A 13,859-nucleotide genomic window follows, 5' to 3' on the forward strand; every position below is an offset into this window, starting at 1 on the left:
AGAAAGAGGTTAACTTGATGAAAATCGTCATTTTGTTACTTGTTGCCTATTTATTAGGTTCGATTCCCTCAGGTGTTTGGATTGGCAAACTTTTCTTTAAAAAAGATATACGCCAATTTGGGAGTGGGAATACAGGAACAACCAATACATTTCGTGTCTTAGGGAAACCTGCCGGAATTACGGTATTATTAATGGATATCTTGAAAGGAACGTTAGCCACTTCATTACCCTATTTGTTTGGTTTACAAGGCGTGAACCCGCTCTTCTTTGGGGTAGCCGCTGTTTTAGGGCATACCTTCCCTATTTTTGCCAATTTCAAAGGTGGTAAAGCCGTAGCCACTAGCGCTGGCATGTTATTAGCATACAGCCCCACATTTTTTATTTATTCTGCTCTTATTTTTGTGATTTGTCTGTATCTAACCAGTATGGTGAGTTTAACAAGTATGATTAGCGCTGTACTAATTACACTTTCTACTATTATTTTGCCTTTCACTGTCCCAGCTATTTTACCAACATTTAACTGGTTATTAACCGTGATTGCGATTGCTTTGACTACTTTTATCTTTGTCCGTCATCGTGAAAACATTCAGCGAATTAAAAATGGAACAGAAAGTCGCCTTTCTTTTGGCTTACGTGCAAAAAAATAAAGAAAAAGGCTGTGAACAAATAATGTTCACAGCCTTTTTCTTTATTTTACACTAATCATATACTGTGTTTTAAATAGTTCGTTAGCTGTTAACTTATTGATGCCAAATTTTTCAGCAAGTTGGCCAGTTGCGTCGACAGCATCAGCAATCCCGCACCAAGGTTCGATACAGACAAAAGGCGCTTCTTTCGGTGTCGGTGACCAAATCCCTACAAAAGGCATTTCTGGATAACTCAAAGTGACTTGATGGTCACTTTCGTCTGTGGCAATCGTAATTGCTGTTTGACCTTTTGTTTCAAAAATCATTGCATCATTTTCAAATAATTGATGCGTTAAGTCAAAGCTGGTATTCGTTTGGGCTAGCGTTTTATTCGCTAAATCAATAAACGGGCCTGCTAAGGGAATTTGTGTCCGTGATTTTTTAGGTGAAAAACTTAGATAATAATCTTCAAACGTTAGTGAAGATTCTAAAGGTACATTAAAGGCTGGATGACCACCAATCCCAAAATACATCTCTTCTTTCCCTGTATTTTCTACTTGGTAGTTTACAGTCAATTCTTGGTGTTCTAATGTATAAGTAATCACTAGTTCAAAATCAAAAGGATACTTCTTCTTGGTTGCTTTTGTTGATTTTAATGAAAAAGAAACTTCTTCTCCACCTCTTTCAATCACATCAAATACTTGATCACGAGCAAAACCATGTTGAGTTAAATGATACGCTTGATTTTGGTACATATACGTATCTTCTTTTAGACGACCGACAATCGGAAAAAGTACGGGCGCATGGCGGGCCCAAAATTCAGGATTTCCTTGCCAAATATATTCAATGCCGGTTTCTTTTGATTGTAAACTTACTAATTCTGCTCCTTCTTCAGCAAATGTTGCGATTAGAAATTCATTTTCAATTTGTACAGTCATTGCGTTGTCCTCCTAGTTGATACGAGCAATTGCTTATTTTTCCAACTCTTTAATAAATTGTTGATTTAACACTTTTAAATAAGTCCCTTTCATACCAAGAGAACGTGATTCAATAATTCCAGCTGATTCTAATTTTCTTAAGGCATTCACAATTACGGAACGAGTAATGCCTATTTCGTCTGCAATACTTGAAGCAGTTAAACGACCTTCTTCGCCATCTAAGGCTTCAAAAATAGCATGGACGGCTTTTAATTCACTATAGGAAAGAGTGTTGATGGCCATTTGCACGGCAGTCGCACTGCGAACTTCTGCTTCAATTGTTCTGGATTGATGATACAAAATTTGCATGCCGACAACGGTCGCACTATATTCAGCTAACACTAAATCATCCTCGTTAAAGGATTTTTCAACACGCGCTAAAATAATCGTACCCAAGCGTTTGCCAGCACCGTACAAAGGCACAATAGTGGTTAAACCAAACGGATACAGCTCTCGTGATTCAAAAGGAAATGCAGTTAAATCACTATCTATTGGAATATTGGCTTCGGTTACTTTGAGCATATCCACGGCCTCGGTGTATCCTTGAGGAAATTTTTTCTCTTTAAACATATTTTTGATACGGGCATTATTAACATCTAATTTTTCAGTATACCCCAACAAATCCCCTGAACTGCTAATAATATACGCATTACTTTCTAAAATATCCCCTAAAATCATTGCCATTTTGTTGTACGGAAGTTCTGCTTGTACGTCAAACAGATTATTTTTTTGCAAAAGCTCGTTCACTTGACGTGTTTTTTCTAATAATGTAGCCATCTTTTCTCCTCCAGCCTTTTTTATAAGATGTAACGACTTAAATCTTCATTTTGAACAATGTCATTCAATTTTTCATTGACATATGCTTCGGTAATCGTAATTTCACCCATTTGCATATCTGGTGCTTCATATAATAAATCTTCTAATAAACGTTCTAAAATTGTGTGTAAACGACGCGCCCCAATATTATCTGTATCACGGTTTACATCATAAGCGATGTGTGCTAACCGTTCAATTGCTTCTTTTGTAAAGATGACTGAAACATTTTCTGTACCGATTAATGCTACATATTGTTTAATTAAAGCATTATTTGGCTCAGTTAAGATACTTACGAAGTCATCAGCCGTTAAATCATCTAATTCAACTCGAATTGGGAAGCGGCCTTGTAATTCTGGAATCAAGTCACTTGGTTTTGACAAGTGAAAAGCACCTGAAGCGATAAATAAAATGTGATCCGTTTGTAAAGGACCATACTTCGTGTTAACTTGAGAGCCTTCAACAATCGGCAAAATGTCTCTTTGTACTCCTTCACGAGAGACTTCGCCCGAACTTTGTTGACTTTTAGAGGTGATTTTATCAATCTCATCGATAAAAATAATTCCGCTTGATTCAGCTAAACGAATCGCTTCACTATGAATATCAGCGTCATTGACAATTTTTGCTGATTCTTCTTTCACTAATAATTCTTGTGCTTCTTTCACCGTTACAGTACGTTCGATTTTTTTCTTTGGTGACAGAGCGCCTAACGTTTCATTTAAGTCGATGCCCATTTGTTCTAGGCCATTGTTCATAGCTGGCATCGTTTTCTTCGGTTCTTCAATTTCAATTGTTACTTCACGATTATCTAATAGACCTTTTTCCAGCTGTTCCAAAATTGTTCGGCGATTCGTTCGAATATCTTCCGTTACTTCTTCTTGTGCTTCTTGCTGTTGCTGAGCCATGTTAAACATATTCATCATTTGTTCAAATTGATTACCGCCAGCCTGTTTTTGTTCTTTTTTAATTCCAGGCACTAATACTTTGACTAAACGTTGATTGGCCTTTTTCAACGCTTGCGCGTACACGCGACTGTATTGTTGTTTTTCAACAATTTGGATCGCATTTTCTACTAAATCCCGAACCATTGATTCGACATCCCGACCGACATACCCTACTTCTGTAAATTTGGTTGCTTCAACTTTTACAAAAGGCGCATTGACAATTTTTGCGAGACGACGAGCAATCTCAGTTTTACCAACACCTGTTGGTCCAATCATTAGTAAGTTTTTAGGCGTAATATCTTGTTGCATATTTTCTTCTAATTGCAAGCGACGATAGCGGTTACGTAAAGCTACCGCCACTGATTTTTTGGCAGCTTGCTGTCCAACAATATATTGATCTAGTTCTTTGACTATTTCTTTTGGTGTTTTGTTTAATTCATTCATGGATTTTCCCTCGCTTATAATTCTTCTACAATGATATTATGATTCGTAAATACACAGATATCTGCAGCAATATTTAAGGCATTTTTAGCAATCTCTTTCGCTGGCATTTCTTTATCACCAAAGTTTTTCATGGCTCTTGCAGCGGACAAAGCAAAATTACCGCCAGAACCAATTGCTAAAATACCATCGTCTGGTGTAATGACTTCCCCAGTTCCTGAAACTAAGAGCATTTCTTCCTTATTCATCACAATCAGCATAGCTTCTAATTTTTGCATAGACTGTTGTGTACGCCACTCTTGGGCTAACTCAACCGCAGCTCTCGTTAAGTTTCCGTTGTATTCATTTAATTTCCCTTCAAACTTTTCTTCTAATGTAAAGGCATCTGCCACACTTCCTGCAAAACCGACAACGACTTCATCATTGTAAATACGGCGCACTTTTTTGGCTGTACCTTTCATAACGACAGATTCGCCCATTGTTACTTGGCCGTCACCAGCCATTGCAAATTTTCCATCTTTTTCGACTGCACAAATTGTTGTAGAGTGAAATTGTGATTCAACCATTGTTGTTCCTCCTAGACGTTTCCCTCCATTATGCACGAGGATGAAACGTTCGATAATTTTTTTGTAAACTTTCTTTTGTCACATGCGCATATATCTGAGTTGTTGATAAATTAGCATGTCCTAATAATTCTTGAACTGTCCGCATATCGGCGCCATTATTTAATAAATGTGTCGCAAATGTATGGCGTAACATGTGGGGATGAATTTCCGCATTTAATGAACTTTTTTTAATTAGTTGGTTTAAGACATATTCAATCCCTGTTGGCGTGATTTGTTCACCATGATGATTAACAAAGACATACGGATGTTTTTTTTGATATTTTGTCATTAATAGCGCGCGGCCATTCTCTAAGTAATCCTTTAAGGCGTCTTGTGCAAATGAACCAAAAGGCACATAACGGTCTTTATTTCCTTTTCCGTGAACCAATAAAACAGAAGCTTGAAAGTCAACTGCGTCCACCGTTAAGTTCGCACATTCACTGACCCGAATACCAGTCCCATACAGAACTTCTAGTAATGCTTGATTTCTCAAATCAAGCGGTTGCTCCCCTTGTGCGCTCTCAAATAATGCATCCATTTCTTTTTCATAAAAAAAACGGGGCAACCGTAACTGTTTCTTTTTCATATGAACATAGGAAAAAGGATTTTCTTGGATTGCTTCATTTTTTAATAAGAATTGATAAAAAGAACGCAAACTGGCAATTTTTCGACTAATCGAATTACGGCTATATTCCTGATCGTACAATTCGCTCAAATAAGCCCGAACATCCAAATGTTCCACAGTCAAATAATTGTCATTACCTGAAGTCTTTAAAAACGAAAAAAAATGTTGTATATCTTCTTGATATGCTTTTTTTGTTTTTTCTGAATAGCCTCTTTCGACAATAAGATAACGAGCAAATAACTCAGGCCAATTCTTTTCTTCCATGTGATAGCCCTCCTCATTCGATTACAAAGTAACTTTAGCATAACCTTTTTCAAAAGACAATTAAGTTGTCAGAATTTAATCAATATTTCTAAATATGTTCACAATTTTAACTATTCTTTAGCTTTTGTTATTTTTTTCTAAAAATTAAAAGACTGAGTATCATCGCATTTCTTAGCAATGATGCTCGGTCTTTTCTCATATTTTTTCTAATTTAGTCTAAAGATTGGATAACTTGAGCTTGGACATCTAAGGCCCGATTAGCAATTGCTTCATAGCGTTCTTTTTTGTCACGAATTCGTTCAGGTAACTCTGGGAAAAGCCCAAAGTTTGCATTCATTGGTTGGAAATGTTTGCCTTCTGCATGTGTAATATAATAAGCCATACTTCCTAAAGTCGTTTCGCGAGGGAATTCAATCGGCTCTTCCCCTTTGGCAAGACGAGCTGCGTTAATACCTGCGAGTAAACCACTTGCCGCGCTTTCAACATATCCTTCAACACCAGTCATTTGTCCAGCAAAAAACAGATCGTCACGTTTTTTTGATTGGTAGGTTGGTTTTAGCAACTCTGGAGAATTCATAAAACTATTACGGTGCATGACACCATAGCGAACAAATTCAGCATTTTCTAATCCCGGAATCATACGGAATACTCGTTTTTGTTCACCCCATTTTAAATGCGTTTGGAAACCAACAATATTGTATAAAGAAGCTGCAGCATTGTCTTGACGTAATTGAATTACAGCATAAGGGCGTTTACCTGTTTTAGGGTCTTCTAGTCCGACAGGTTTCATCGGACCAAACAACATGGTTTTAATGCCACGTTGCGCCATTACTTCGATGGGCATACAGCCTTCGAAAAACTTCTCTTTTTCAAACGTGCGTAAAGGAACCACTTCTGCATTGACTAGTGCTTCATGAAAAGCATTGAATTCTTCTTCAGTCATCGGACAGTTTAAGTAAGCCGCTTCTCCCTTGTTATAACGAGATTTTAAATAAACTTTATCCATGTCAATTGTTGATTTATCAATAATTGGTGCTGCTGCATCGTAAAAATAAAAGCCTTCAGAACCATTAAATTCTTGAATTTTTTGAGATAAGCTTTCAGAGGTTAAGGGCCCCGTTGCAATAATTACAATCCCTTCCGGAATATCAGTGATCTCTTCATTTTTGATTGTAATTAATGGATGACTTTTAATTTTTTCAGTGATTGTTTCAGAAAAAGAATCACGGTCAACTGCTAAGGCGCCGCCAGCTGGTACAGCGGTTTGATCTGCACTACCAATAATGATTGAATTTAAACGGCGCATTTCTTCTTTCAAAACACCTACCGCATTGGTTAAACTATTTCCACGTAATGAATTAGAACAAACTAACTCTGCAAAATTTTCTGTTTGATGTGCTGGTGTCTTTTTGACAGGGCGCATTTCATATAAATCAACTGGTACGCCAGCATTGGCCACTTGCCATGCCGCTTCACTTCCGGCTAAACCGGCACCAATAATTGTGACTTTTTTTGTCATGTATAAAAATTCCTTTCTATGTCAAGAAGTTAAGAGCTGTCTCTTACAAACTCAATTCATTTTACTAAAAGAGAAGACCGAAGTAAATTCTTCGGTCTCAATTTTTCTTATTTTTGGACGTTTTCTTCATAATCGCCATTGATACAAACGACTTGTTTGCCGCCTTTAACTTTTTTCTCTACTAAATATTGCCCACATTTTGGACATGGTCGGCCTACTGGTTTGTCCCAAGAAGTGAAGTCACACTCTGGGTACCGACTACAGCCATAGAAAATTCGATTTTTCTTTGATTTGCGTTCGATAACTTGTCCTTCGTGACACACAGAACACGTCACGCCAATTTCTTTAACGATCGCTTTTGTATTCCGACAATCTGGGAAATTACTACATGCATAAAATTTTCCGTAGCGACCCAGTTTAATCACCATTGGATGTCCACATAGTTCGCAGTCAAAGCCTGCTGGTTCATCTTTAATTTGGATTTTTTCAATCTTTTCTTCGGCATTTGTTAATTCTTTTTCGAAGGGCTTGTAGAAGCGATCGACAACTTCAACCCATTTTTCTTGGCCTTCACCGACTTTATCTAAGTCCGTTTCCATTGTCGCTGTAAAATGTGTATCGACAATTTGTGGGAAAAACTCTGAAACTAAGGAATTCACAATTTCACCTAATTCCGTTGGTTCAAACCGTTTATTGGTTAGCTTCACGTAATAACGCCGTTGAATGGTTTCTAATGTTGGCGCATACGTTGATGGTCGGCCCACACCATTTTCTTCTAAAGTCCGGATTAACGTGGCTTCACTAAAACGAGCCGGTGGTTGAGTAAAGTGTTGTTTCGGTTCGATATCGACCGATTTAACAACGTCACCTTCCACTAATTCAGGTAAAATATTTTCCTTGTCTTCTTTACCATCATCGCGTCCTTCAACATATACTTGCATAAACCCTTTAAATTTCACTTTGGAGCCATTGGCAATAAACGTTACGCCGTTTTGTTGAAGCGTGACCTTCATGGTATCTAAAATCGCTGGTGTCATTTGACTAGCAACAAAGCGCGACCAAATAAGAGTATATAATTTTAATTGATCTTTATCTAAATACTTCTTCATTTCATCGGGTGTTCTTAAAACGCTTGACGGACGAACCGCTTCATGGGCATCTTGTGCACCTTGCGTATTTTTTGCTTTGCGGCCGCCATGTGCTGAGAACTCATCTCCGTAGGTCTTTTCAATGAATTCAGCAGCTTCTGCTTTGGCGGAATCAGCAATTCTGGTTGAGTCTGTACGCATGTAGGTAATCAGCCCCACAGTGCCTTGTTTCCCTAAAGCAATTCCCTCATACAATTGTTGCGCAACCATCATGGTTTTACGGGTACGGAAATTTAATTTACGTGCCGCTTCTTGTTGTAAACTACTGGTTGTAAAAGGTAATGCAGGATTACGTTTCCGTTCTTTTTTCTCAACTTTTGTAACATCGTAATCTTTACCGTCAATTCGAGAAGTGATTTCTTTCACCGCTTCTGCATTTGGTAATTTTTTCTTTTTACCATCTACGCCCCAGAAATTTGCTTTGAATTTCTTGCGACCTTTTTGGAAATTCCCATCAATGCTCCAATATTCTTCAGGTTTAAATTCTCGAATTTCATTTTCTCGATCAATAATCATTTTTAAAGCAACAGATTGCACACGACCAGCACTCAAACCTTTTTTTACTTTACGCCATAAAATAGGACTAATCGAGTATCCAACTAAACGGTCTAAAATGCGCCGTGCTTGTTGTGCATCAACTAAATCAACGTTGATGGTTCTAGGTTCTTTAAATGCCGCTTTTACCGCTTCTTTAGTGATCTCATTGAATACCACACGGTTTTTATCTTTTAAATCAAGGCCAAGAAGATAAGCTAAATGCCAAGCAATTGCTTCACCTTCTCGGTCCGGATCGGCTGCGAGATAGACTTTTTCAGCTTTTTTTGCAGCCGCTTTTAAACTTTTGATGACATCGCCTTTTCCGCGAATCGAAATATAATGAGGTTCATAATTATTTTCAATATCAATCCCCATTTTACTTTTTGGTAAATCGCGAATGTGACCAACACTGGCAACCACCTTGTAGTTTCTTCCTAGATATTTTTCAATTGTTTTGGCTTTGGCAGGTGATTCTACAATCACGAGATACTTATAGGCCATTCAATTAGCTCCTTTCGCGTTCGCTTTCCTACTATATAATATATGTAAAAAACGCACAAATCGTAATACATCATATGCTATATAGAACAGGTTTGTCAAGACTAGGCTTTCTAACATTTCTGTCATTTCTGTTTGACTGTCCGAATTTATAAATAAAAAATGCCTATGATTTATAGATTTTATCCTAAAGCATTAAAATACCCAAAACATTCCAAATAAAATGAGTCAAGACAGCAGCTTCAAAGCGACCCGTGCGTAGATAGACCCAACTTAACGCTAAACCCATGCCCCAATAAATAATAAAACTACCTATATCTGTGGGCGTGTGCACAAGTGCAAATAAAATAGAAGAAACGAGTATGCCTATTTTTGAAGCTGGCTTGAAAAACGCTTGAATCCCGACACGAAAAATTCCCTCTTCGAAAATTGGCCCAATCACACCTGCAAAAATAAGTATAAGCCCTTTAGGAATAGATTGGACAATTTCTTCAACACTTTGTTGGTTAGAGGTCGTCTCTAATCCTTCCAGACGTAATAAGAAATCACCAAATATTCCCACACAAAAGATTATCACCAAACCTAACAAGACCACTGGCAAGGTTTCTTTGATTCCTAAAAAAGTCCAAGTTATGAGCTTTTTCTTTTTCAAAAAAGCAACAAATAGATAGACGAAATAGGCACCAAGTCCAACAGCCACTAATCCACTAACAAAGCGAAACCAAAAATTTTCTGTAGAAAATTGAACAACTGAGACCATCATCAAAGGAATTTGATCCAAAATCAAAAAGCCCAGTAGCTGCATACCAAACAACCATCTTTTTCTAACAACCGTTTCCATTTAGACACTCCTAACTACCAACCAAAAGATTAAAATCTGATTAAATAGTACCGAAGTGAACGTAGGTTGTCAATTCACAATTAGTAAAAGTCACAATTCTTCACAAATATCATCAATTGTCTGAACACATTTAGCGCCGTCCTGAATTAATTCATGGCAGCCTGTTGAAAAAGACTGGAAAATACTTCCCGGTACGGCAAATACCTCGCGCCCGTAATCCATCGCCGCTTGTGCAGTAATTAAAGAGCCACTATTCTTACGAGCTTCCATCACGCAGACCCCTAAAGATAATCCAGCAATAATGCGATTACGTGCAGGAAAATGATATTTTTTCGGCCCACTCCCATTCACATATTCTGTTAAAACAAGCTGATTCTGCTTCATAGTTTGCTGTAATTCTTTCTTTTCATACGGATAATATACATCTAATCCAGTGCCTAAAATTCCAATTGTCTGACCCCCGTTCTGGATGGCCATCTCATGGCTACGACTATCAATGCCTTTGGCAAGACCACTGACGATTGTGAATCCTTCTTTGACTATTTTAGGAACCAGAGCTTCAGTCACTCTTAACCCATACGAAGTGGCATAGCGAGCGCCGACGATGCCAATTTTCCTTCTACTTAACAATTGTAAATTTCCTCTATAAAAAAGAATTGCTGGTGGATTATAAATTTCTCGTAATAATTTAGGATAGACGGCATCTAAAATTGTCATAAATTGGTGTTGGCATTGTCGTATATATAACGCTTCACTATGAATCGTATGGTGTAACCAAGATTGTTCAAATAATTCACGATATTTCTTGATTTCAGCAATTCTAATAATTTCTGTACTGGAAAAATCAACACGCTTTTGTGCGATAGCTTCTTGTAACACTTTTAAGATCCCTAAATTGCCAATTCCTTGGCATACCGCTAATTTAAATAATAATTGTCGTTGTAAAATTTCCAACAAAAAACACCTCTTTCACATCTTCTTAAAATAAGAATACGTAAAAAAAGTGTTTTATTTTTAAATCATATCTTTTATTGGCGCAAACGTACGTCGATGAATGGGTGTTACACCGTATTTTTCTAACCCGAGAAGATGTTCTTTTGTTCCATAACCTGCATTGTTTTTAAATCCATATCCAGGATATAATTCATCATATTCTTCCATTAATCGATCTCTTGTTACTTTTGCAATAATACTGGCTGCTGCAATCGAAATGGAGCGCGCATCCCCTTTAATCAAACTTTCTTGTGGTTGGGGAACGTCTAACTGCATTGCATCAATTAATAAATAATCTGGTGCAAAAGCTAAATCGTCAATTGCCATTTTCATCGCTTGTTTAGTTGCTTGATAAATATTAATTTGATCAATGACTCCTTGATCAGCGATACCTAACCCGATAGCGACAGCCTGTTCTTGAATCTGGTTATATAACGTTTCCCGTTTTTTAGCAGATAGTTTTTTTGAATCATTTAAACCTAATAATTGACAATCTTTCGGTAAAATAACTGCAGCTGTCACAACAGGGCCAGCTAATGGTCCGCGGCCTACTTCATCAATTCCCGCAATTAAACGATGGCCTTTTTTATAGGCCGCTTCCTCAAATTGACTCATTTCTTTAAAAAGTTGCCATTCTTTTTCTTTGGCTAACTGGCGACGTTCCCATTGTTTGATCGCTTGTTGCACTCCTGAACGTTCATCTTCTCGCCAGCTTGCTAATCGTTCATCGGTTGCATCAGTGACAGTTAGCAACGCTTCTTTGATTGCCTGAATCGACTCTTTTGCCATGTTATTCGTCTCCTAGTTCTTCCCAGCGGTCCAAAGTATACGTACCTAATTTTCCACTGCGAATTTCTAAAATAATCATTTCGCTGGCTCGATTATAATCATCTCTAAAACCACGTTTTTGGCTAATTAACATCAATTGTTCTGGGGCAGGTAAAAATAGCTCTTCCTCTGTTAAACCATATCGTTCCGTCAAACGTTGCGGATAAAAACGTGCAAAAAATTCTAATCCATAAATCGCCAAATCATCTAAATGCAATAATTGATCTTTTATAGCGCCAGTTAAAGCTAATTTTTTCCCAATTTCTTCATCTTCAAATTTTGGCCAAAGAATTCCTGGTGTATCCAGTAATTCCAATTGGGAACCAGAGCGTAACCATTGTTGTCCTTTTGTCACACCTGGCTTGTTCCCAGTTTGCGCAATTTTTTTTCCGACTAAACGATTCATTAAGGTTGACTTACCAACATTGGGGATCCCAATACACATGGCGCGAATCGCACGCGGTTTCAAGCCTTTCGCCTGTTCACGAGCCAATTTTTCTTTTAACGCTTCCTTGGCTGCTGGCACAATTTTATTGATTCCTTTATTTTGTTGGGCATTGATAACTAGGGTTTGGTACCCTTTCTTTTGAAAGTAATGTTGCCATTTTTTATTTTGGTCGTTATCTGCTAAGTCCCCTTTATTTAAAAGGACTAATCGTGGTTTTTGTTGGACAATTTGGTCCATCATTGGGTTACGGGAAGAAAGCGGTAACCGCGCATCAACTAGTTCAAATACAATATCGACATATTTGATTTTTTCAGAAACTTCTCTTCTTGCTTTGGCCATATGGCCGGGAAACCATTGAATGGTCATAATCTGTTCAAATCCCTTCTTTAACACATTGTTTCTTTGATTCAATTCTTCAACGAGTCCTGTGTTCCGCGTAGATTCTTGCGAAAAAACACCTTCTCTAGTTTAACATATTTTTCACGGATTTGATTTATTTTCTGTAGTGTTCTTTAAAAAACAAAAAAGCTGAGACAAACTCACTTTGGATTTTGTCTCAGCCTTGTACACTGGCAAAGTATAGAAAGAAGTAGGTCAAGCTCTTCTCAAGACCGACTCAAGAATATTTCTGTTTTTACTTGTTATTTAGCATGAAGTAAATTTTCTTTACAATGAATTAACTCTGTTAAAAACTGACAGTACGGTGTAGCAATCCCATAGACTTTCCCTTTGCGAACAATTGCTCCATTGATATAATCAATTTCGGTTAAACGATGATTGGTTATTAAGTCCTGATACATCGATGGATGGTGCAAACCAATTGTTTCTCGATTATAACACGAGCGGATTTGTTGAAGCACTGCTTGTTTATCTAACGTAACTTGTTCCACTTCAGCGACTGCTAAAAATTCATTAACTATTTGTTGAACAATTTGATCTGCTTGCTCTGTTTCGCCAAAGTCTGCCATATTACAATCCAACAAAGTACATAAACCATTCATTGTTCCATTCACACAGGCCTTCTTATAAATGGATGATAAAATATTCTCAGAATAACGAGCATTTAAGCCAGCGTTATTTAATACCTTAATGACTGCTTCTGCTGCTTGTTCACTTTGCGCCCCTAAATTTTGTAAATCAATCGAACCATTACCAAATAATTTTACTTTGCCCGGTCCTTCTAACCCAGCGGTCCACATTGTGTTTCCTAATAAAATATTTTCGTAAGGCACGTATTTTTTGATAATATCTTCGTGCCCAATTCCATTTAACAAGCATAAAACTTTCGTATTTTTATTAAGGAAATGTTCTAATGCTTCAAGCATTCCTGCCAGTTGCATTGCTTTTGTAAATAGGATAACTAAGTCTGCTGTAAAATCGATGCTTGCTACTTCTGTCTGAGGATAGATAGGAATTTTAGCGGTCACCACTTCGCCATTAAAATCAGCAACTAACCCGTTTTTTCTTATTGCTTCAATATGTTCTGGCCAACCATCGACAAAAATAACATCATTTCCTGCTTGATGTAACATTAGTCCAAAGCGACTGCCCATAGCGCCAGCACCTGCGATAATAATCTTCATTTCTTTTCCTCCGTTCAATTTTTTATTTTTAGGTAAAAATCTGCTAAGAAAATCTCTATCTCTTACTTTTATAGCAATAAAAAGGCAAAACATATGTTATATTATAAGTGATCTATTTGTTATTTTTTATCCAAGCACATTTGTGTAAGCGCCTTTAAAAAGAAAGGGA

The 13,859-nt window shown here is 37.4% G+C and carries 13 protein-coding genes; 1 reads left to right on the forward strand and 12 read right to left on the reverse strand.

Translation table 11 applies throughout. The features are described from left to right. Nucleotides 1–17 precede the first annotated feature (17 nt). Entirely contained in the window at nt 18–647 is a 630-nt protein-coding gene (plsY, locus tag IGJ20_RS07295) for a glycerol-3-phosphate 1-O-acyltransferase PlsY (protein ID WP_002360243.1), read from the forward strand. Nucleotides 648–688: 41 nt separating this feature from the next. Here the strand turns inward: plsY and IGJ20_RS07300 are convergent, their stop codons facing one another. From IGJ20_RS07300 to IGJ20_RS07355, 12 genes are all read right to left on the reverse strand, one after another. Continuing rightward, nucleotides 689–1,564, reverse strand: a complete 876-nt coding sequence (locus tag IGJ20_RS07300) for an aldose 1-epimerase family protein (RefSeq protein WP_126254621.1) — start codon at nt 1,562–1,564, stop codon at nt 689–691. Between the two features lie 33 nt (nt 1,565–1,597). Further along, complete coding sequence (gene codY, locus IGJ20_RS07305) at nt 1,598–2,380, reverse strand: GTP-sensing pleiotropic transcriptional regulator CodY (RefSeq protein WP_002357492.1); 783 nt, start codon at nt 2,378–2,380, stop codon at nt 1,598–1,600. Between the two features lie 20 nt (nt 2,381–2,400). Continuing rightward, nucleotides 2,401–3,804 carry an ATP-dependent protease ATPase subunit HslU gene (gene hslU, locus IGJ20_RS07310; RefSeq protein ID WP_002396306.1) on the reverse strand — a complete coding sequence of 468 codons (1,404 nt, stop codon included), beginning with the start codon at nt 3,802–3,804 and terminating at the stop codon, nt 2,401–2,403. Nucleotides 3,805–3,818: 14 nt separating this feature from the next. Next, nucleotides 3,819–4,367 (reverse strand): HslVU peptidase proteolytic subunit, encoded by a 549-nt coding sequence (hslV, locus tag IGJ20_RS07315; RefSeq protein ID WP_002357489.1) that lies wholly within the window; start codon nt 4,365–4,367, stop codon nt 3,819–3,821. Nucleotides 4,368–4,395: 28 nt separating this feature from the next. After that, complete coding sequence (xerC, locus tag IGJ20_RS07320) at nt 4,396–5,295, reverse strand: tyrosine recombinase XerC (RefSeq protein ID WP_002357488.1); 900 nt, start codon at nt 5,293–5,295, stop codon at nt 4,396–4,398. A gap of 211 nt (nt 5,296–5,506) precedes the next feature. Continuing rightward, on the reverse strand, nt 5,507–6,814 hold the full coding sequence (trmFO, locus tag IGJ20_RS07325) for an FADH(2)-oxidizing methylenetetrahydrofolate--tRNA-(uracil(54)-C(5))-methyltransferase TrmFO (protein WP_002357486.1): 1,308 nt from the start codon (nt 6,812–6,814) through the stop codon (nt 5,507–5,509). Between the two features lie 107 nt (nt 6,815–6,921). Continuing rightward, nucleotides 6,922–9,000 carry a type I DNA topoisomerase gene (gene topA / locus IGJ20_RS07330; RefSeq protein ID WP_126254622.1) on the reverse strand — a complete coding sequence of 693 codons (2,079 nt, stop codon included), beginning with the start codon at nt 8,998–9,000 and terminating at the stop codon, nt 6,922–6,924. Between the two features lie 184 nt (nt 9,001–9,184). Beyond that, complete coding sequence (locus IGJ20_RS07335; RefSeq protein ID WP_002396303.1) at nt 9,185–9,838, reverse strand: CPBP family intramembrane glutamic endopeptidase; 654 nt, start codon at nt 9,836–9,838, stop codon at nt 9,185–9,187. 90 nt (nt 9,839–9,928) lie between these two features. After that, nucleotides 9,929–10,792, reverse strand: a complete 864-nt coding sequence (dprA, locus tag IGJ20_RS07340) for a DNA-processing protein DprA (protein ID WP_002382350.1) — start codon at nt 10,790–10,792, stop codon at nt 9,929–9,931. A gap of 60 nt (nt 10,793–10,852) precedes the next feature. Next, entirely contained in the window at nt 10,853–11,620 is a 768-nt protein-coding gene (locus IGJ20_RS07345) for a ribonuclease HII (protein WP_002357481.1), read from the reverse strand. Between the two features lies 1 nt (nt 11,621). Then, the gene (gene ylqF / locus IGJ20_RS07350) at nt 11,622–12,473 is read right to left on the reverse strand and encodes a ribosome biogenesis GTPase YlqF (RefSeq protein WP_002357480.1); all 852 of its coding nucleotides are present in this window, start codon (nt 12,471–12,473) and stop codon (nt 11,622–11,624) included. 275 nt (nt 12,474–12,748) lie between these two features. Next, nucleotides 12,749–13,690: a 2-dehydropantoate 2-reductase gene (locus IGJ20_RS07355; RefSeq protein WP_025193302.1), complete on the reverse strand. Its 942-nt coding sequence runs from the start codon at nt 13,688–13,690 to the stop codon at nt 12,749–12,751. Nucleotides 13,691–13,859 lie beyond the last annotated feature (169 nt).

The organism is Enterococcus sp. DIV0294 (assembly GCF_050558155.1).
Taxonomy (GTDB): Bacteria; Bacillota; Bacilli; order Lactobacillales; family Enterococcaceae; genus Enterococcus; species Enterococcus faecalis.

What these genes read in the sequence shown, in the direction of transcription:
- codY (WP_002357492.1), bottom strand. Translation starts at nt 2,380, where the DNA reads ATGGCTACATTATTAGAAAAAACACGTCAAGTGAACGAGCTTTTGCAA.
- hslU (WP_002396306.1), bottom strand. Translation starts at nt 3,804, where the DNA reads ATGAATGAATTAAACAAAACACCAAAAGAAATAGTCAAAGAACTAGAT.
- IGJ20_RS07300 (WP_126254621.1), bottom strand. Translation starts at nt 1,564, where the DNA reads ATGACTGTACAAATTGAAAATGAATTTCTAATCGCAACATTTGCTGAA.
- trmFO (WP_002357486.1), bottom strand. Translation starts at nt 6,814, where the DNA reads ATGACAAAAAAAGTCACAATTATTGGTGCCGGTTTAGCCGGAAGTGAA.
- plsY (WP_002360243.1), top strand. Translation starts at nt 18, where the DNA reads ATGAAAATCGTCATTTTGTTACTTGTTGCCTATTTATTAGGTTCGATT.
- ylqF (WP_002357480.1), bottom strand. Translation starts at nt 12,473, where the DNA reads ATGACCATTCAATGGTTTCCCGGCCATATGGCCAAAGCAAGAAGAGAA.
- hslV (WP_002357489.1), bottom strand. Translation starts at nt 4,367, where the DNA reads ATGGTTGAATCACAATTTCACTCTACAACAATTTGTGCAGTCGAAAAA.
- xerC (WP_002357488.1), bottom strand. Translation starts at nt 5,295, where the DNA reads ATGGAAGAAAAGAATTGGCCTGAGTTATTTGCTCGTTATCTTATTGTC.
- IGJ20_RS07335 (WP_002396303.1), bottom strand. Translation starts at nt 9,838, where the DNA reads ATGGAAACGGTTGTTAGAAAAAGATGGTTGTTTGGTATGCAGCTACTG.
- topA (WP_126254622.1), bottom strand. Translation starts at nt 9,000, where the DNA reads ATGGCCTATAAGTATCTCGTGATTGTAGAATCACCTGCCAAAGCCAAA.
- IGJ20_RS07345 (WP_002357481.1), bottom strand. Translation starts at nt 11,620, where the DNA reads ATGGCAAAAGAGTCGATTCAGGCAATCAAAGAAGCGTTGCTAACTGTC.
- IGJ20_RS07355 (WP_025193302.1), bottom strand. Translation starts at nt 13,690, where the DNA reads ATGAAGATTATTATCGCAGGTGCTGGCGCTATGGGCAGTCGCTTTGGA.